The sequence below is a fragment of the Nocardia sp. bgisy134 genome (assembly GCF_965341865.1).
Classification (GTDB): Bacteria; Actinomycetota; Actinomycetes; order Mycobacteriales; family Mycobacteriaceae; genus Nocardia.
In genome coordinates, this window is the sequence record NZ_CBDQZP010000012.1 from 1 (window position 1) to 18,065 (window position 18,065).

Annotated in this window: 15 protein-coding genes and 1 tRNA gene; 10 read left to right on the forward strand and 6 right to left on the reverse strand. The window is 68.0% G+C overall.

The window, feature by feature from the left end; genetic code table 11:
* Both ACRWNM_RS21270 and ACRWNM_RS21275 read left to right on the forward strand, forming a co-directional pair.
* A partial coding sequence (locus ACRWNM_RS21270; protein ID WP_431969806.1) for a hypothetical protein occupies positions 1-392 on the forward strand: 392 nt, incomplete at its 5' end.
* Complete coding sequence (locus ACRWNM_RS21275; RefSeq protein WP_431969807.1) at positions 389-796, forward strand: pilin; 408 nt, start codon at positions 389-391, stop codon at positions 794-796. The genes ACRWNM_RS21270 and ACRWNM_RS21275, both read left to right, overlap by 4 nt.
* Here ACRWNM_RS21275 and ACRWNM_RS21280 read toward each other — a convergent pair.
* Positions 783-1,157, reverse strand: a complete 375-nt coding sequence (locus ACRWNM_RS21280) for a hypothetical protein (protein ID WP_431969808.1) — start codon at positions 1,155-1,157, stop codon at positions 783-785. The genes ACRWNM_RS21275 and ACRWNM_RS21280 overlap by 14 nt on opposite strands.
* A 10-nt stretch (positions 1,158-1,167) precedes the next feature.
* Between ACRWNM_RS21280 and ACRWNM_RS21285 the strand changes: the two genes are divergently transcribed.
* The 4 genes from ACRWNM_RS21285 (at position 1,168) to ACRWNM_RS21300 (ending at position 7,766) form a co-directional block, all read left to right on the forward strand.
* A complete protein-coding gene (locus ACRWNM_RS21285) occupies positions 1,168-2,691 on the forward strand; it encodes a hypothetical protein (protein ID WP_431969809.1) in 1,524 nt (507 codons plus the stop codon).
* Positions 2,688-5,609, forward strand: a complete 2,922-nt coding sequence (locus ACRWNM_RS21290; protein ID WP_431969810.1) for a PrgI family mobile element protein — start codon at positions 2,688-2,690, stop codon at positions 5,607-5,609. The genes ACRWNM_RS21285 and ACRWNM_RS21290 overlap by 4 nt, the downstream gene beginning before the upstream one ends.
* A 598-nt stretch (positions 5,610-6,207) precedes the next feature.
* Positions 6,208-6,429, forward strand: a complete 222-nt coding sequence (locus tag ACRWNM_RS21295) for a helix-turn-helix domain-containing protein (protein WP_431950284.1) — start codon at positions 6,208-6,210, stop codon at positions 6,427-6,429.
* Complete coding sequence (locus tag ACRWNM_RS21300; RefSeq protein ID WP_431969811.1) at positions 6,429-7,766, forward strand: site-specific integrase; 1,338 nt, start codon at positions 6,429-6,431, stop codon at positions 7,764-7,766. Before ACRWNM_RS21295 ends, ACRWNM_RS21300 begins: the two co-directional genes overlap by 1 nt.
* Positions 7,767-7,809: 43 nt before the next feature.
* Here ACRWNM_RS21300 and ACRWNM_RS21305 read toward each other — a convergent pair.
* Together ACRWNM_RS21305 and ACRWNM_RS21310 are read right to left on the reverse strand one after the other, a co-directional pair.
* Positions 7,810-7,883 (reverse strand) — tRNA-Pro (locus ACRWNM_RS21305).
* Between the two features lie 65 nt (positions 7,884-7,948).
* Positions 7,949-8,107, reverse strand: coding sequence for a hypothetical protein (locus ACRWNM_RS21310; protein ID WP_431969812.1), 159 nt, complete (start codon positions 8,105-8,107; stop codon positions 7,949-7,951).
* A gap of 597 nt (positions 8,108-8,704) precedes the next feature.
* Between ACRWNM_RS21310 and ACRWNM_RS21315 the strand changes: the two genes are divergently transcribed.
* A complete protein-coding gene (locus tag ACRWNM_RS21315; RefSeq protein ID WP_431969813.1) occupies positions 8,705-10,540 on the forward strand; it encodes an acyl-CoA dehydrogenase in 1,836 nt (611 codons plus the stop codon).
* Positions 10,541-10,660: 120 nt separating this feature from the next.
* On the opposite strand, the gene ACRWNM_RS21320 is transcribed toward ACRWNM_RS21315, so the two are convergent.
* The 3 genes from ACRWNM_RS21320 to ACRWNM_RS21330 form a co-directional block, all read right to left on the reverse strand.
* Positions 10,661-10,864, reverse strand: a complete 204-nt coding sequence (locus ACRWNM_RS21320; RefSeq protein WP_068067736.1) for a cold-shock protein — start codon at positions 10,862-10,864, stop codon at positions 10,661-10,663.
* A gap of 242 nt (positions 10,865-11,106) precedes the next feature.
* Positions 11,107-12,633: an FAD-dependent monooxygenase gene (locus tag ACRWNM_RS21325; protein ID WP_431969814.1), complete on the reverse strand. Its 1,527-nt coding sequence runs from the start codon at positions 12,631-12,633 to the stop codon at positions 11,107-11,109.
* Between the two features lie 237 nt (positions 12,634-12,870).
* Positions 12,871-16,086: a BTAD domain-containing putative transcriptional regulator gene (locus tag ACRWNM_RS21330; RefSeq protein WP_431969815.1), complete on the reverse strand. Its 3,216-nt coding sequence runs from the start codon at positions 16,084-16,086 to the stop codon at positions 12,871-12,873.
* A 111-nt stretch (positions 16,087-16,197) separates the two neighbouring features.
* Between ACRWNM_RS21330 and ACRWNM_RS21335 the strand changes: the two genes are divergently transcribed.
* The 3 genes from ACRWNM_RS21335 (at position 16,198) to ACRWNM_RS21345 (ending at position 17,726) form a co-directional block, all read left to right on the forward strand.
* Positions 16,198-16,833 carry a hypothetical protein gene (locus ACRWNM_RS21335; protein ID WP_431969816.1) on the forward strand — a complete coding sequence of 212 codons (636 nt, stop codon included), beginning with the start codon at positions 16,198-16,200 and terminating at the stop codon, positions 16,831-16,833.
* 211 nt (positions 16,834-17,044) lie between these two features.
* On the forward strand, positions 17,045-17,341 hold the full coding sequence (locus ACRWNM_RS21340; RefSeq protein WP_431969817.1) for a hypothetical protein: 297 nt from the start codon (positions 17,045-17,047) through the stop codon (positions 17,339-17,341).
* A complete protein-coding gene (locus ACRWNM_RS21345; protein ID WP_431969818.1) occupies positions 17,331-17,726 on the forward strand; it encodes a hypothetical protein in 396 nt (131 codons plus the stop codon). Before ACRWNM_RS21340 ends, ACRWNM_RS21345 begins: the two co-directional genes overlap by 11 nt.
* Positions 17,727-18,065 lie beyond the last annotated feature (339 nt).

An 18,065-nucleotide genomic window follows, 5' to 3' on the forward strand; every position in this document is an offset into this window, starting at 1 on the left:
GGGGGAAGGGGGTGCGGGCGGTCGGGCCCGGCCCCGCCCACCCCGAGACAGTCCTGGCCCAGGCCGTGGCCGCTGGAGTGATCTCCGAAGAGGCGGCCGAACTCATCGCGGCCTCGCGATGGGAAGGGCGATCGCTGACCGCGCTGGCGGCCGAGCGCGGGGTGTCGCTGTGGAAGCTACGCAAGGCGCGCCCCCGCGCCGAGCGCGCGCTGCTGGCATGGCTGAGCGAGCGCGCCCGAGACCTCGACCCCGAGCGAACCAGCACGGTCGAAGCCGAGGCGGTCACCGCGCTCGCGCCGCCCGCCCGGTCACCGCGGCGAGGTCGCTGGCCGAACCCGCACTCTGCGGCGGCGCAGTCGAGCACCGAGGACGGGCAGGAGGCTGCGGCATGAACGCGCACCACAGGAATCTCAGCGAGGCGCCACAGGCCCCGGCCCGGCGGCCGGTGTTGCGGCGACGGTGGCCGACGATTCTCGCGGCGCTGGGCATCACCGTGGCGCTGCTGGTGCTCGTGGCCGGATCGGCGTCGGCCGCACCGCCGCACGCGGAAGTGCTGGCGATCGCCTCGTCGCTGGGTGAGGTGATCGACAACGCGCGCAACTGGATCGTGGGGATCCTCGCCGGGCTGGCGACCTTGTTCCTGACCATCGCCGGTGCCCGCTATTTGCTCGGCGGCGGCGATCCCAGCGAGATCGAGAAGGCCAAGACCGCGTTCCGCGCCGCCTGCCTCGGCTACGCGCTGGCGATGCTGGCACCGGTCATTGTCACCGTTCTCCGGTCCATCATCGGAGCCTGACCGTGAACACCTCGGCACAGGCCCCACCCGCACCCGTCCCCGTCCAGCACTCACGAACCGCGCGCACCGCTGCCGCCGCAGCAGCGGCGGTGCTCGCCGCGGTCCTGATCGCCGTCACCGGCGCTGCCGGTGCCTCCGCCCAGCCCCCGACACCGACCGTGCCGGTGACCCCGGCACCGGCCACACCCGCCCCGACGACCGCACCACCGACCACGACGACTCCGCCGAGCCGGTGGGTGACCCCGCCCTCCACCACCACCGCGACCCCGGCCTCGCCCACCCCGACCACGCCCGGCACGACGAACCCGACGCCGGGGTCGGGGTCGGGGTCGGGGTCGGCCGAGTGTGGGGTCACCAACATCAACGGCTGCGTGGAGAACGCGATCGACGGGTTCTTCCAGCGGATCGTCGAGTCCGCGCTCAACCCCTTGCTCGAGCTGCTGTCTGAAACCCTGCTCACCACTCCCGAACCAGGGCAGATACCGGAGATCGGGGTGCTGTGGAACCAGTCGTGGCAGCTCGTCACCGCCCTCTACGTCCTGGTGGTGATGGCGGCCGGGGTGCTGTTGATGACGCGCGAGACCCTGCAGACGCAATGGTCGATCCGCGAACTCGCGCCCCGCCTGGTGGTCGGGTTCGTCACCGGGGGACTGAGCATGATGATCGCCACGGCGGCAATCGGTTTCGCCAACGCCCTCGCAGGTGCGGTCGCCGGTGACGGTGTCGATTCGGGGTCGGCGGCCGATGCCCTGGCCGAGCTCGCGGTGACCCCCCACCAGAGCCGGGGCTTTTTCCTGCTGCTGCACCTGGCGTTGGTGGTGATGCTGCTCGTGCTGCTCATCAGCTACGTCATCCGTGTCTCGATCACGATCGTGCTGATCGTGGCGGCACCGCTGGCGTTGATGTGTCACGCACTGCCCGGCATCGACGGCGTTGCCCGCTGGTGGTGGCGTTCGTTCGCCGCCTGCCTGGCGATCCAGGTCGCGCAGTCACTGATCTTGGTGACCGTGCTTCGGGTGTTGCTCGCCCCGGGCGGATGGCACCTCTTCGGCCCGGACGCCAACGAGATCGCCGACCTCACCGTCGCTTTGGCGTTGATGTTCGTGTTGATCAAGACCCCGATGTGGCTGCTGTCGGTCCTCGAGATCGGCCAAGGCCGCAGCTTCGCCGGGTCGATCGCGCGGGGCTTCATCGCCTACAAAACCCTCGGCCTGCTCAAAGGGGCCACGTCGAGCAGTGCACGGACCGCCGCCACGGCGACACCGGCTCGGCGAGGTCCACAGCCCACCCGGTTACCACGAGCACCTCGCACCGCCTCCAACGCCGGGCCGCCGAACCCGTATGCGCGGGTACGGGCCACCCGCACCGGGCAACTCATGCTGCCCCTGCAAGGCGTGCACCGAGTCCCGCGACAACCCAACCCGGCCCCCGCCGCCTCCACCAGCACCACCCCCACCAGCACAACGCGAACACCACGCGGACGCCAGCTCGCGTTCAACTTCACCCCACCGAACCCCTACCAGGGAATCCGCCCGGGGAAAGGCGGCCAGTACCCGTTGCCGATCCCGGTGCGCCGGGTCCGGCCCACACCCCCGGCACCGGCCCCGCCACCACAACGCCCCAGCCCCCGGCGGCGGCCCGAACAACTCGCCTTCGATTTCACCGAACCCACCCCGGCCGATCCCTACGCGCGTCTTCGGCCGACCCGTAGCGGCCAGTACCCGCTGCCGTTCCCGGTCACCCGGGTCAAACCTGTTCCGCCGCCGCCGAACCCACCGCAGCCACCCACGCCCGCCCCGGCGCGCCCGGCGGGGCGGCAGCTGCATCTGCCCATGCCCGATCTGCCCGTGCGCCGCCGCGCGCCACGCGCACCGAGAGGAGGCACCCTGCGATGAGCACCATCGTGCGCATCCCCGCCGACGTCGACCGCTCCGACCGCATCCTGGGGCCGTTCACCGCCCGCCAGCTCGCCGTCCTCGCCACGACGGCCCTGCTGCTGTACTCGGCCTGGGCCGCGACCAGAACGGTCATCGCTCCGGCGGTGTTCGTCACCGTCGCGGCCCCGGTGTTCGTCGTGGTCGCCGTCGCGGTGCTCACCCGCCGCGACGGGCTGTCGGCCGACCTGCTGCTCGTGGCCGCGATCCGCCACCGCTTCCGCCCACGCCACCTCGCCCGATCACGCGCAAGCACCCGCGCCGAGACACCACGCTGGATCTCCATCCGCGCCAATCGAACCCGACACCTCCCACCCGTCCCCACCGAGCTGTCCGCGAATCAGATACGCCTGCCCGAGTCGGTGTCGAACAGCGGCAGCGGCGGGGTCGGGGTGATCGACCTCGGCGCCGACGGCCTCGCCGTCATCGCGGTCGCCGGAACCCTCAACCTCTCGCTGCGCACCCCGGCCGAACAGGACAACCTCGTCGGGCAACTCGCAGGCTGGCTACACACCCTGCGCCAACCGGTACAAATCCTGGTGCGCTCGGCTCGCCTGGACCTGACCGAGCACATCACCGGCCTGCACACCGCCGCCGAGCAGATGTCACCCGACCTCGCCGCTGCCGCGCTCGACCACGCCGACCACCTCGCCGAGCTGACCGCACGCGAGGACCCGACCCACCGCCAAGTGCTGCTGATCTGGCGGGAAGTCACCGAGAGCCTGGCCGCCACCGGGCTGCGTGCCAAGTTGCCCGGCAGGAGCCGGGCACGGCGGGCGTTGTCCGCTGGTGCGCGCCGTGCGGCCGAGTCCCGGCTCCTGCGCCGCATGAACGAGGCCGCCGATGTCCTGTCCCCCTTGGGTATCTCAGTCACCGCCCTCGATAGCGAGGCGGCTAACGCCGTGCTGATCAGCTGCACCAACCCGGAGGGCCTCGTCTCGGCCGCTGCCAACATCGCCGCAGCCGACGAGATCATCACCACCGATCCCGCAGCTCGGACACCGGACCCGTTCACCGGCGAGGGCCTCGACCGGTTCGCGCCGGAATCACTCACGATCGGCACCCGGCATCTCGAGATCAGTTCGGACTGGACCGCGACCCTCGCGGTCACCGGCTACCCGCGAGAAGTGACCGCTGGCTGGCTCGCGCCGTTGCTCTCGCATCCCGGCCGGGTCGAGGTCGCGGTGCACATCGAGCCTGTCGACCCGGCGACCGCCGCCACCCGGCTGCGCCGCCAACAGGCACGCCTGGAGTCCTCCCGCATGCACGACCTCAGCCGAGGCCGCCTGACCGATCCGCAGGTCGATGTCGCGGTCGAAGACGCCGCCGACCTCTCGGCCCGCGTCGCCCGCGCCGAGGCCAGGTTGTTCCGGGTCGGGGTGTACCTCACCGTGCACGCCGACTCGGAAACCGAACTGGCCGACGAGGTAGCCGCCGTCCGCGCCCTGGCGGCGAGCCTGCTCGTGGACACCTGCACACTGTCCTACCGAGCCTCTCAAGCCTGGGCCACCACCCTGCCGCTCGGGCTCGATCTGATCCGGGTGCAGCGGACCTTCGACACGAGCGCCCTCGCCGCGGCATTCCCTTTCGACTCCCCGCAGCTGCCTGCTGCCGACCCTGCCCAGGCGGCCCGCCCGCAGGGCGTTCTCTACGGACGTGACGCCGCCTCGGGGTTGCTGTTCGTGGACCGGTTCGGTCCCGAGGCTCACAACCACAACCTCGTTGTGCTGGGCCGTAGTGGAGCGGGCAAGTCGTATCTGGTCAAGACCGAGATCCTGCGGTCGCTGTATCGCGGCATCGAGCAGGTCGTCATCGACCCCGAGGACGAATACCGCCGCCTCGCCGAGGCGGTCGGCGGCATCCACATCCGGCTCGGCACTGCCGGTGGGCGGCTCAACCCGTTCGACCTGGAAATCCACACCCGCCCCGACGGTCACCGCACCGCCCCCACCGACGCCCTCACACGACGGAAACTGTTCTGCCACACCCTCATCCAAGTCCTGCTCGGCGACCAGAACCCCACGCAGCGGGCAGCATTGGACACGGCCTTGGCCGCGACCTACGCCGCTGTCGGGATCACCGAGGACCCCGCCACCTGGACCCGGCCCGCGCCGACGCTGAGCGGACTGCGTGACCAACTCGCACGCCTCGCCACACCGGCTGCCGGGGAGTTGGCCGCCGCGCTGCACCCGTTCGTCGGCGGCGGGGCCTATGCCGGGTTGTTCGACGGGCCCACCACCACCGACCCCGAGGGCGGACTGATCGTGTTCTCCCTGCGCGAGCTACCCGAGGAGTTAAAGACGATCGGGACCCTGCTCGTGCTGGACGCGACCTGGCGTCGAGTGTCGAGCCCGGCCGATCGACGGCCCCGGATGATCACCGTGGACGAGGCGTGGCTGCTCATGCGCCAACCCGCCGCAGCCGAATTCCTGTTCAAGGCCGCGAAGAGCTTCCGCAAACACTGGGCCGGACTCACCGTCGCCACCCAGGACAGCGCCGATGTCCTGTCCACCGAACTCGGGCGCGCGATCGTCTCCAACGCCGCCACCCAGATCCTGCTGCGCCAAGCCCCCCAAGCCATCGACGAAGTCGCCGCCGCGTTCCGGCTCTCCGAAGGCGAACAACAATTCCTGCTCTCCGCGGCACGCGGCAGCGGCCTGCTCGCGGTCGGGGGCACCGACCGAGCGGTGTTCGGGTCGCTGGCCTCACCCACCGAGAACGCGCTGATCACCACCGACCCCGGCGAACTCGCGACCATCGACACCGTCGACACCGACATCGAACTCGACCGGGTCCGGCCACTGGCCCCACTCACCGAACCCGACCCAGGCGACGACACCGCCACGGCAACCGCAGGTCTGGACGGGCGGGTGGCATGAGCGGGGATTTCTCCATCCCGCCGCCGGTCGTCGTCTCCGTGCGTCGCGCGGCGATGGCAACTGCCGCACGCGAACGGGGGCGGCCGGTGGTGTGGGTGGTTGATCGCGCCCCCAGGATCGGCCGCTGGCGCGATGTCGGGGGCAGCGGTGGCCCGGGGGTCAAATGGCGGCCGGGATGGCGTCAGAAGCGTTGGGCGAGAAGACAGTTGACGACTCGGCAGGTAGGGAGCGTTGATAGACCCCCGGTGCCCGGCGATCCGGCCACCGAGACACAGATATCAGCGATACCTGGTGACCGCTCCACCCGTATTGGACGTCGTGGACGTGGTGCCGGGAATGGAAGGAAAAGGGGTGTTCGTGGACAGGCAATCCCCAGCGAGACAGGTAGTCACGTCGCTACACCGCCTGGGTGAGCCGCGTGATCGGGCAAAGCGTGGAAATGATCGGAGAGGTGAGTCAGCAATGACAATTGCGAAGGTAAGCGATCAGTTCGGTATGTCGCCGGTTCGGAGGGGGAAGTATTTGGGGGCCGCAATGTGCTCTCGCAATGGATTGTCCACCACGAACCCCGGATTCGGCAGCGCAGGAGGTCGCGGTGATGGGCAGTAATGAGCAGGTTATCCAGCCGTCATGCTGGTATACGACCGAAGAGGTGGCGGCGGTCCTGAAGGTGGATGCGTCGAGCTTGCGGCGCTGGCGTACCGCCAGCCCGACCCAGGGTCCGCCGTTTGTCACGATCTCCGACCGCACCACCCGGTACAGCGGCGCTGATCTTTTGGACTACCTGAACAGTCGGCGTGTGGATCCGAGAGCCGCGTGATGGGTGATCGGATAGGCGTGATGCCGATCGGTGTGCCGATGCGCGGCGATATCGAGGTCCGGGGAAAGGCCGGGCGTTGCCGGGCTCGGATGCGGTGGACCGACCCGGTTACCAAGCGACGTGACTCGAAATCGGAATCCTTCGCTACCGAGGACGAGGCACGGGCATGGATCGAGCGAATCGAACAGGCTGCCGCGCGTGGTGTCGATCCGAGGACCGCGACATCCACTCTGGCCGAGTACGGAGACGCCAACTGGGACACGGCGCTGCGCGGAGTCGAGCCGAAGACGCTGGACCCGTACCGGGCGGGCTGGCGGCTGCGGGTGAAGAAGACACTCGGGCATCTGCCGATCACGATGGTGACAACCGGCGTTGTGGACAGGGCCGTGACGAAGTGGATCGAGTCCGGGTGCGGTGAGTCGACGATCAAGAACACCCTTGCGGTATTGAGCCGTGTGCTCGATCAGGCGGTGCGCGACGAGGTGATCGATCGAAACCGAGTGAAGGTCGTCGGCTGGCAGAACCAGCTCGTCAAGCACGAGGACGACATCGATGATCCGCGAGCGTTGGCGTTGCTGAACTGGGAAGCGTTGCAGCAGTTGGCTGCCGCGCTCGTGGAGGCGTCGGTCGGCCGTTTCCAGGGGTGGGGTGATGTGGTGCTGTTCGCGGCCTGCACCGCTGTGCGAATCGGTGAGGTGTCCGGCTGCCGCATCCGTGACATCGATACCGAGAAATGGATCTGGACGCTGCGCCGTCAGACGACTCCGGGGCCGGGTGGAATGCTCGACAAGCGCACGAAGGGCAAACGCGCTCGCTCGATTCCGCTGATCGCGGAGATCCGTCCGATGATCCTCCGCCGGATCGAGGCGGCTAAGGAGCGGGTCGCCACCGATCCGGCGCTCCGCGATGCGAACGAAGACGAGCGACGGGAAGCCCTGCTGGACGCGCGGCTGTTCGTCGGTCCGCGCGGCGGCCGGATCGCTACCGCAGTTCTCCGCAACGCCACCCACTGGGACGAGGTGGTGACCCGGCTCGGTCACCAGCATCTGCGTCGTCACGATCTGCGGCACACCGGCCTCACCTGGTTCGCTGACGCGGGCGTACCGCTGCACCGGCTTCAGCGCATCGCAGGACATACCGACCCGCGAATCACTCAGCGATACCTCCATCCCGACATTCAGGCGTTACAGAACGACGGCGAGCTGTTGTCGCGGTTCCTCGTGATGCCGAACAGCGGACCACAGATCCCGGAGCTACTGGACCGACAAGGGCAGGACTTCACGGACGATGGGCCCGACGGTCCCAAAATGGTCCCAAGGCTTCGGATGGTCGAGTGACAGAAAACCCCTTCCGACGCTGATCGGAAGGGGTTTTTCGGTGTCGGGCTGACAGGATTTGAACCTGCGACCACTTGACCCCCAGTCAAGTGCGCTACCAAACTGCGCCACAGCCCGTGGTGCGCCCGTTGGGGCGCTTGAAGAGATTACAACAGTGTGTGTCGGGAGAGCTAATCGGCTGGTCAGATGGGGTGGCGGGCGCGTTGGTCAGGGTCGGGTGGTGGGCGGTGTTGTGATGAGGATTCGGGGATCGCTTGTCCGAACCAGGGCAGCCGGGTGTGCCAGAGGTCGTGCCGCCACAGGTGCTCGTAACCCAGCTCGATCACCACCTTGTCCGCCATCGGGTGTCGAGATCGCCCACGCAGCAACCCAATACCTCACCGATGCGGGTCGCGGTGCACGGAGCGAACTCCACCACCTCACTCCAGCCCTGCCATTCGCCCGCCGACGCAGCGACCAGGGCCGCGGCGGATCTGGATGCCGAAGAAACCGTTCCACACCGGTATCGGCGCTCCCGAACTCATGCTCGCCATCATGGTGGGCGCCACACCCGACCGCGTGTCAGCTCGGCAGGGGCCGGTCGCACGAGTACCGATAAGGCGATGTCGACTGTCCCCGCCGACCCGGGCGCAATCCACGGTCCACTCGACGCGGGGATCTGCTCGAAGTCCTCGTCGACCGGATCGCGTTCTTCTCCCCTTTCGCCGAACATGCACCCAGACCACCCGCCTAGCTGTAATTTATCATTAACTTCCTCTCCCGAATATCAAGAGGTACTCCTTTAGTTCGCACATCAGACGCAACAGATACTCCTTAATGATCAGTAACTTACGACTCCCTCGCGAGCTTCCCGCCTGCCAGAATTTCGGCTGGGCGTGATCACATGCGCCCGACACGTCTCGGCAACCGGACCGAGAATCGTCGGAAGGACAGGGCCGATGGGGCACTACAAGAGCAATGTCAGGGACCTGGAGTTCAACCTGTTCGAGGTACTCGGCCTCGAGGAGATCTTGCGGACCGGCGCGTTCGGCGACCTGGACGGCGAGACTGTGCGGTCGATGCTGACCGAAGCCGCGCGGCTGGCGGAGGGGCCGGTCGCCGATTCCTTCGCCGAGACCGACCGCAATCCGCCGGTCTTCGATCCGGCGACGCATTCGGTGCGATTGCCCGACGCGTTCAAGCGATCGGTGCGCGCATGGTACGACGGCGAGTGGTGGCGCGTTGGCAAAGCCGAGGTGGTCGGCGGCGTTCCCGCACCGCGGATGCTGGATTGGGCTATCAGCGAATTCGTCCTCGGGGCGCAGCCTGCCGCGTTCATGTACACGGGCGGACCTGGCATGGCCGACATCATCAACGGCATCGGCACCGAAGAACAACGCCATTGGGCCGCGCTGGCGGTACAACGGCAATGGGGCGCGACCATGGTGCTGACAGAACCCGACGCCGGTTCCGACGTGGGCGCGGGCCGCACCAAGGCGGTCGAGCAGGAGGACGGCTCCTGGCACATCGAGGGGGTCAAGCGCTTCATCACCTCCGCCGACTCCGACGACCTGTTCGAGAACATCCTCCACCAGGTGCTGGCACGCCCCGAGGGCGCCGATCCCGGTACCAAGGGGCTGAGCCTGTTCATCGTGCCGAAGTACCTCTTCGATTCCCAGACAGGCGAACCCGGTGAACGCAACGGTGCGTTCGTCACCAACGTCGAGCACAAGATGGGCCTGAAAGCTTCTGCCACTTGCGAATTGACCTTCGGCGGTCACGGCATCCCGGCGAAGGGCTGGCTGGTCGGCGAGGTACACAACGGCATCGCGCAGATGTTCGACGTCATCGAACAAGCCCGGATGATGGTCGGCACCAAGGCCATCGCGACCCTGTCGACCGGGTACCTCAATGCGCTGGAGTACGCCAAACAGCGCGTGCAGGGCAGCGACCTCACCGAGATCGCGGCCAAATCCGCCCCGCGGGTGACTATCACCCACCATCCCGATGTGCGTCGCTCACTGATGATGCAGAAGGCCTACGCCGAGGGCCTGCGCTCGATCTACCTGTACACCGCTGCCCACCAGGATCCCGTTGTCGCCCACCATGTCTCCGGCGTAGATGCCGAACTCGCCGCGCGGGTCAACGATCTGCTGCTGCCGATCGTCAAGGGTGTCGGTTCCGAGCGGGCCTACCAGTACCTGACCGAGTCGCTGCAGACCTTCGGTGGTTCGGGCTTCCTGCAGGACTACCCGGTCGAGCAGTACATCCGCGACGCGAAGATCGACTCGCTCTACGAGGGCACCACCGCCATCCAGGCGCAGGACTTCTTCTTCCGCAAGATCGCCCGCGACCGCGGCGTGGCACTGGCCCATGTTGCGGGCAAGGTCAGGGAAACAGCCGAATCCACCGCCGACAACGACCGGCTGAAGGCCGAGAAGATCCTGCTCGCCACCGCCCTGGAGGACGTGCAGGATATGGCGGGCCGGCTCACCCAGCACCTGCTCGACGCGCAGGAGAACCCCACCGAGCTGTACAAGATCGGCCTGGAGTCGGTGCGTTTCCTCCTCGCTGTCGGCGACCTGCTGGTCGGATGGCGTCTGCTCGTCGCCGCCGAAATCGCAATCACGGTGCTGGATTCCGGCGATGGCGGCGCCGACCGCGCCTTCTACGAAGGCAAGATCGCGGTCGCGTCGTCCTTCGCCAAGACAGTGCTGCCGCGACTGAGCGCCGATTGGGCCGTCATTTCCGAGATCGACACCTCGATCATGGAGCTCGACGAAGCCGCCTTCTGAGGCGTCGTACGCCCGGGATGAGCGTGACGGCCGAGCCCGAACAAACGTGGAAGCCGCTCTTGCCGCTGGAAAGGCAGAAGCCCCGCATCCGAGGGATGCGGGGCTCATCTACTGCGTCGCTCAGATCGTGCGGACGTCCTGCGCCTGCGGGCCCTTCTGGCCCTGACCGATCTCGAACTCCACGCGCTGTCCTTCTTCCAGGGACTTGAATCCCGAGCCGGACACGGCGGAGAAATGAACGAAGACGTCGGGGCCGCCACCGTCTTGCGCGATGAAGCCGAAGCCCTTTTCGCTGTTAAACCACTTCACACTGCCTTGAGCCATTTGCTTACTTCATCTTTTCTGTAGGTGAGCCAGCGAATCACACCGATAAGCCTGATCTCACTCGTCTACCCTCCCATGGATCGGCGGTTTCCCCGCCATCGATACCGCAGCCTGTGAGCAAGCCGACAAACGACGATTCAGGCCGATCTCCGTTCGCCTGGCATCGGAGCGCGCTGACCGGCGACACCATCCTCGTGGCGCTAACGCCTCCGGTCGAGCCGCATGCGATGGGACGCGCGGGACTACGCGACGGCCGCTGAGCCGAACCAGTGCGACAGCGCTTCGCGCAGCGTGGGTGCGGCGGTATCGGCCGGTTCGCCGATCGTCACGGCCCAAGCGATGTGGCCGTCCGGGCGGATCAGCAGGGCGTCGGCCGGTTGATCATCGGTCTTGGCCGTGTGAATGTCGATGCGGTGCGCCCATTCCCGGCCGATCTCGCGGAGCTCCGGGCTGTCGGCCAGGTCGAGGAAGACAGGCCGCCCGGCGTGCATGAGTTCGGCGACGCTCGTCGTGCCCCGATCGGTGTGCAGGGTGAGATCGGCCGCGAAGACGCCGGTCAGTATGTGCTCGCCGGGCATCGGGTAGCGGATGTCGGTGCCGCCGACCAGCGCTCCGATGCGGCGCAGAGCCGGTTCGTCGCTGAGCAATTCCTGGAAGACCTCGCGCAGCGAGTCCGCGGCCTCGTCGTGTCCGCGCCGCAGCGCCACCTGCGCCCGGGTCTGCAGCCGTGCCCGCGCACCGGCGAAGTGGCGTTCGTCGTGATAGGTGTCCAGCAGTCCGGCCGGAGCCCAGCCCTGGACGTCGGCGGCCAGCTTCCAAGCCAGGTTGACCGAATCGAGCATGCCGACATTGAGCGCGGTGCCGGTGGCGGGCAGCAGGTGCGCCGCATCGCCTGCGAGCAGGACCCGCCCGTCTCGGTACCGTTCGGCCTGCCGATCCTTGAAGGTGAAGCGCGACAGGCGCTTCGGATCCGACATGGGGAGATCCACGCCGAGCACGCGGCGCACACTGTCCGCGAGCTCGGTCAGGGTCAGCGGCTCGTCATCGTCGTAGTCGGCGGTCTCGTCCTCGACGGTTTGCAGGAACAGACCCCCGGGGTTGGGCGCGAACGCGAACATACCGCGGTCGGTTCGGTTGAACCCGAAGGGAAGCCGGCCCAGCCCGGGGACATCGATGTCGCCGTTGTCGTGCACGGTGACCGAATCGCCCACGGAGACCTGAGCGACCCGGTTGACCTCCGGATAGGTGGTGCCGGGGAACCCGATACCCGCCAGGTCGCGGATACGGCTGCGGCCGCCGTCGCAGCCCACCAGGTAGCGGGCGGTCAGCCGGTACGGTCCGTCCGGCCCGCGCACCTCCGCGGTCACCGTGGCCACGTCCTGGCTCACCCCGACCACCTCGTGTCCGCGGCGGATCTCGGCGCCGAGTTCGCGGGCGCGTTCACCGAGTAGTCGTTCGATCTCCCGCTGCGGAAGCGGCACCGCCCGCATCGGCGGATCCGCCAGCTGCGTGAAGTCCAGATGCGTTCCGCCGAAAGGGAATCGGGCGGTCACGTGTGGGTCGCTGCTGGCCGCCTCGAAGCGATCCAGAATGCCGCGGTAGTGCAGCACGTCCAGAATCCGACCGGCGATACCGCTGGCCTTCGGGACGTCTCGGGGCTCCCGATGCTTCTCCAGCACCAGCGGCCGCACACCGGCCAGGCTCAATTCGGCGGCCAGCGTCAGCCCGGCCGGGCCGGCGCCCACGATGATCACGTCGATGTCGGTCACGCGTTACTCCCAAATGTCCGCAGGTTCTGGCTCAGGTCGGCAATTCTGCGGCACACCCCGGGTCTTGCCGCAAGGCCCCCGGTGGGCTATATGTTGAGAAGGGAAGGGATTCAGCAGCACCCTCCGTTTTCCCGCAAAATCCCCAAACGGCACGCGAACTCCGAGCTTCCGTTGTGCCGGTGGCCGGTCAAAGTCGGCGCCGCGCCCTTGGTGATGATCGAGGTGCCGGTGAACGGCTCAGTCGAACGGCCACCGCGTCAGGCGGTCCGCCGCACGCAACTCGTAAGGCCGCGCACCGAGTACGCGCGCCCGGTGCCGCGCGGCGACCACCTCGTCGCGCGCGCCAGCGAGTCCGAGAATTCCGCGTGCGGTGCCGCGGTAGAGCCCGGACGGCCCGAGGCACACCAGCCCCGGCCATTGCACGATCAATGTCTCGCCCCACCCCTGGGTGAACGGTTCGAGTTCGGCGGTGAGCTCGACCACCCGGTCGCGCTGCCGCGGCGCGCGCTGACCGACCGCGAGCAGCGCCTCGACCAGCAGTGGCACACGCACGACCAGGCGCGGGCCGTGCAACCTCCCCGGCAGGGCGATGATGGACTCGATCGACGACAACGCGCGCTCGTGGTCACCGATCTCCGCCGCGGCCATCGCGACCACGAGCGCGAAGTCCTCGTCGAAGTCCTGAGCCATACGGTCCACTTCGGCGAGTAGCTCGCCGAGACGCCCGCGATGCCACAGCTCGATCGAATTGCTCGTCAGCGCCGAGACCTCGGCGAGCAGTCGGGCGTGGTCGTCGACCGCGCCGAGATCGTCGGCGAAGCGTGTCATCAGCGCCTGCGACTGCTGGTAGTCGCCACGCAGCACGGCGAGCATCACCTGCCACCACAGCTGGGTGGCCGCGAGGTCGATGTCGCCGGCGGCGGCGAACCGGGCGAACTCGGCCGAAAGCCGGCGGACCAGCCGCATATCGCCGGCCTCGAGGGCGCAGACGCGGCGCAGATGGACCGCCGTCGCGCGCGCCGGGCGGTCGTGACCCGCGAGTTCCTCGAGTTCCTCGGCGATCTTGCGCCGGTCGGCGACTGTTGTCGGGCCCCAGGTGCACAGAAACTCGGCGAGCAGCACCTGGGGCCACGATCGGCTGCCGGGTGCGCTGCGCGCCCGCGCTTCGGTCAGAGCATCGAAATGCCCTGGTAGACCGTGGATTGCGCGGTCCGCAGCCTCGATCGCTTCCGCTTCGGCGACCAGCTCGGCATCGAGATCGAGGCGATGCGCCAGTGCCTGCGCCCGCAGCGCCGACGAACCCGCATGCACCACACCGTATCCGGAGAAGTAACCGGCTACGCCACGCGGCGCGGCCAGCAGTGCGGTCCGTGCCAGACCAGACCAGTCGCCGCGGTCACCGCATCGCCGACCGGCCCGGTCGAAACTCTCGGCGGCCGCGTCGTAGTGGCCGAGACGGTGATGTGCCTGTCCCGCAAGCCAATCGAACGCGATCAGCAACTCCACGTCACCGGGATCCGCGTGCCGGAGTCCGCGCGCGGCGAGTTCGGCGCATTCGGTGGGCGCGTCCCGCCGTAGTGCGTCCCGCGCCGCGACTGAACAGGCATGCGCGGCAGAGGAATCCAGCGCACCGAGTGCGGCGGCGCTGCGATGCCGTGCCTGTGCCGCGAGTGCGCCCGGTTGCAGGTCGGCCAGCGCGTCCGCGATCCGCCTGTGCAACAGTGCCGTTCGCACCTCACCGATCGTGGCGAGTACGGCATCGCGCACGAGTTCGTGTTCGAAGGCGACGGTGCCGTCTTCGAGCGAGACGACCCGTGCGGCGACGAGTTCACCGATCCGATCGTCGAACCGTGGCCCACCGTCTGCGGCGGCGACCAGTCCGATCGACGCGCACGCGCCGATCACGGCCAGCACCTCGGCGAGCGCACGCGCCGAGGCCGAAACAGCGGCCAGCTTCGCCGTCGTGATCTCGGGGGCGGACCCCCTGACGTCCAAGGGGCGCCCCGCTCGAACGAGATCGCACAGTTGCGCCGCGACGAACGGGCTGCCGGCGCTCAATTCGATGATCTGGGCGCGCACTTCGGGACCGACCGAACCGAGATCGGCGCGCATCAACTCGTCCACCGCCGCATCGGACAGCGGCGGCAGGTCCACCACGATATGGGTGCCTGAGGACTGGAGCAAGCGCACCGCGGCGTCCACCTCGGCAGAAAGCGGCTCTGGGCGAACCGTGAGAAAGAGCAGGACGGGGTGGGCACGCAGCACCCGCATGGCCGCCGCGATCATCCGAACCGAATCGGGATCGGCCCACTGCACGTCATCGATGACCGCGACCAAGTGTCCGGTCTCTCGTGCCACGTCGGCGAACAGCGCGGCGAGCGCACGCGGTGTCGGGACGTCGGGCACGGCGCGCCTGGCCAGCGCGGCCTGATCCAGCCACGGCATCACCGTCGCCAACGCCGAAGCGCTCGCCCCGCTGATCCCCGCGGTGAAGAAGGGCGCGTCGCCGTGGCGTCGTACGGCGTCCTCGACGACGGCCGTCTTGCCGATGCCGGATGCGCCGCGCACGGTCACGACGGCCAGTCCCTGCCGCGACCGGTTCCGAGCACGGTCGACGACAGCGGCGACGTCGTCACGTCCGACGAGGGCCGACCGTCCCACCGCCGGTGCCGCCGTCGGCGTCCCGGGATTGCGGATCTCGTTCTCGACCCGGACGGTGTCGGGCGCGGGATCGAGGCCGAGATCTTCCCGCAGCGATCGCCGCAATCGAACGAGAACGTCGAGCGCCTCCGAGATCCGTCCGCAGTCGCGCAGCGCCAGCGCCAACAGCCGTGCCGTGCCTTCCCGCTGCGGATGCCGCTCGCATTCGTCGGTGAGCAGTGTGACCGCGTGCCGGGCGCGGCCGAGCACGATCAATCCCTCGGCACACATTTCGACGAGTTCCGATCGCAGCTCGGCCAGACGCGCGCGTTCGGGAGCGAGTTCGGCGACGTCGTCGACATCGGAGAGCGCGTCGCCGCGCCACAGACGTAAGGCGCGTTCCAGCAGATCGACGGTCCGTCCGACGTCACCGTCGGTGTGTGCCGCGCGGGCGTCCCTGGACAGCACGTCGAGCAGGTCGAGGTCCGTGCCGGATCCGCCGCACCGCAGCACGTAGCCGTTCGGGCTGGTCTCGATCCGGAATTCGGAGAGTGGCCGCAGCGTGCGGCGCAGCCGTGACACATAGCCCTGTAGCGTCACCAGGGCGCTCTCCGGCGGGCTTCCTCGCCAGAGCAATTCGCAGAGATAGGGCGCGCTGCGGGCGGTGCGCTCCGCCGCGAGAATGACCAGGAGCTCGGCGTGTTTACGCGCCGGGATGGTGACGCGAGCGCCGTCCTGGCCGCGCACTTCCAGCGGCCCGAGTACCGAGATGGCCGGTCGGTCGTCGTCTGACCTGCCGCGCACCAGCGTCACACCAGCGCCCTCGTCGACCCTTGGCTCATGACACACACGCAAGCACTCCTACCAACCCCGACCACCGGCGACAATCGGACCATCGGCCCCTCTCGCGAGACTGTACTGCGGATGAGCGGTGCCGCACTGGCCATCGCAGGACCCCTGTGCATCGCGGGCGGCACACTGCATCCGATCGTCGCGCGCAAGAGCCATTCGGTCGAGGCGCTCACCAGCCCCGGCGCGCCGATCGCGCAGATCCTGCTCGGCATAGGAACCGTACTGCTGATCCTCGGCCTGCCCGGGATGTACGCGTGGATGCGGCCGAGACTCGGCACGGCCGGATTCATCGGCACGGTCTGCTATCTGGTCGCCAACGTCGTCACCGCAACCGGTCATCTCACCGTCGAGTTGTTCGTCGCCTACCCGTTCGCGGCCGACTCCGCCACCGCGCACCTGATCGCCGACAACGACAACATGATCGACACGACCGCGTTCGCGTTGTTCAACATCATCGGCGCTCTCCTCCTGCTCGCCGGGATGGGGCTGCTGGGTGCGAGCATGCTGCGCAACAACACGGTGCCCCGCTGGATCGCGGTGCTCACCCTGCTCGCCGGAGTCGGCTTCTTCCTTCCGATTCCCGCCACCCAAGGGCTGACCGGATTCATCTACGAGGCGCCACGCGGCATCGTCGTCGCGGCCATTGGTGTCCTGATGTTGCGTTGGCCGGACGGATTGCGGCGGTGGGTGGAGAACACGGGTAAGTAGGTGAGGCGATTACCCCGGTGTCGGCGGCGGAGTAGTGCAGTTCCTCGTCGGCCTTTGCGGTCCCCGCGTCGCTCCGTTGCCCCGGTCCGGAGCGACCTGCGGGGGTACCGATCGAGTCCAGCCGTCCTCACCGCTGCGCGCGGAACGTCACCCGCTCGGTTGAGCAGTAGTCGCGTTGTCGGTGATCGGCGCTACGGTCGACTCCGTGTCCGTGAATATTGATGTCTCCTTGACGATTCGGGAGCTGAGGGACGAGCGCGAACGTGCGGGCGTCACCGCACTGCTGACCGACGTGCTCGAGAGCGAAGGCTTGAGCCGCGAAGTGTTCATCACTCTGGGAGAGGTCGGGGAGAGTCTGTTCGTCCGGGCGGACTCCGACTATCCAGTCATCTTCAGCAGGTTCTATCTCTGGTCGGAGGACTTCGAGCAGAAGCTGACTCGCCGGGTGACCGCCCTCGTGCCGCACGCCCGGGTGGATTTCGATTGGGGGTACCCGGATGAAGACTGACGAGGAACTCGGCGCTCCCTGGCCCGACACCCTGCCGGCGGAGGCGCCGGTCGTGCATCGAAGCCTGAACGTCACAGTCGGCGCCAGAGAGTTGACGACACTCACCTACGATCACCTGAACTACTGGCTGGGTAACCTGCTCTACACCCGTGGCGGTCCCTTCATGACGGTGGCAAGAGCCAACGGGGCGGCGTTCATTCAGACCTACCGCAACAGCGACACCGACTACCTGATCGAGGTGCACTCCGGAGTCGCCGACGCCGAATACCTCGCCGCTACGACGGTGCACGACGCGCGCGAGGTCGGGCAGCTGATCTGGGACTGGCTGGAGAACGACTGGCAGCGACTCGACGCGGTCGCGTGGGAACGGCACTACCTGTCGTGAGCTGCGGCACCATGGCGGATCACCAGAAGTAGAGGGTCGGGACCCATGCATCGAGGCGGTCCGCACGGCGGTGTGCTGACCGGCGGTTCACAGCCGATATTCGGCGAAACTTTTTCGCCGCAATACCATCGGATGCGAACTCGCGATGATGCCCACATCGACCGGTTCGAGAGGGAAATTTCGGCCCTTCGGAGCCGCCCCGGAAATCCACTCATGCCGCTCACACGCAAAAACGTTGGGCTCGGAGCATCCCGGAAGCAACCGATTGCACGCTGTCGCCGGAGCCGCGCGAAAATCCGGGCGGTTAAATACCGCTGGTCGACGAGGTTCAACGGCACA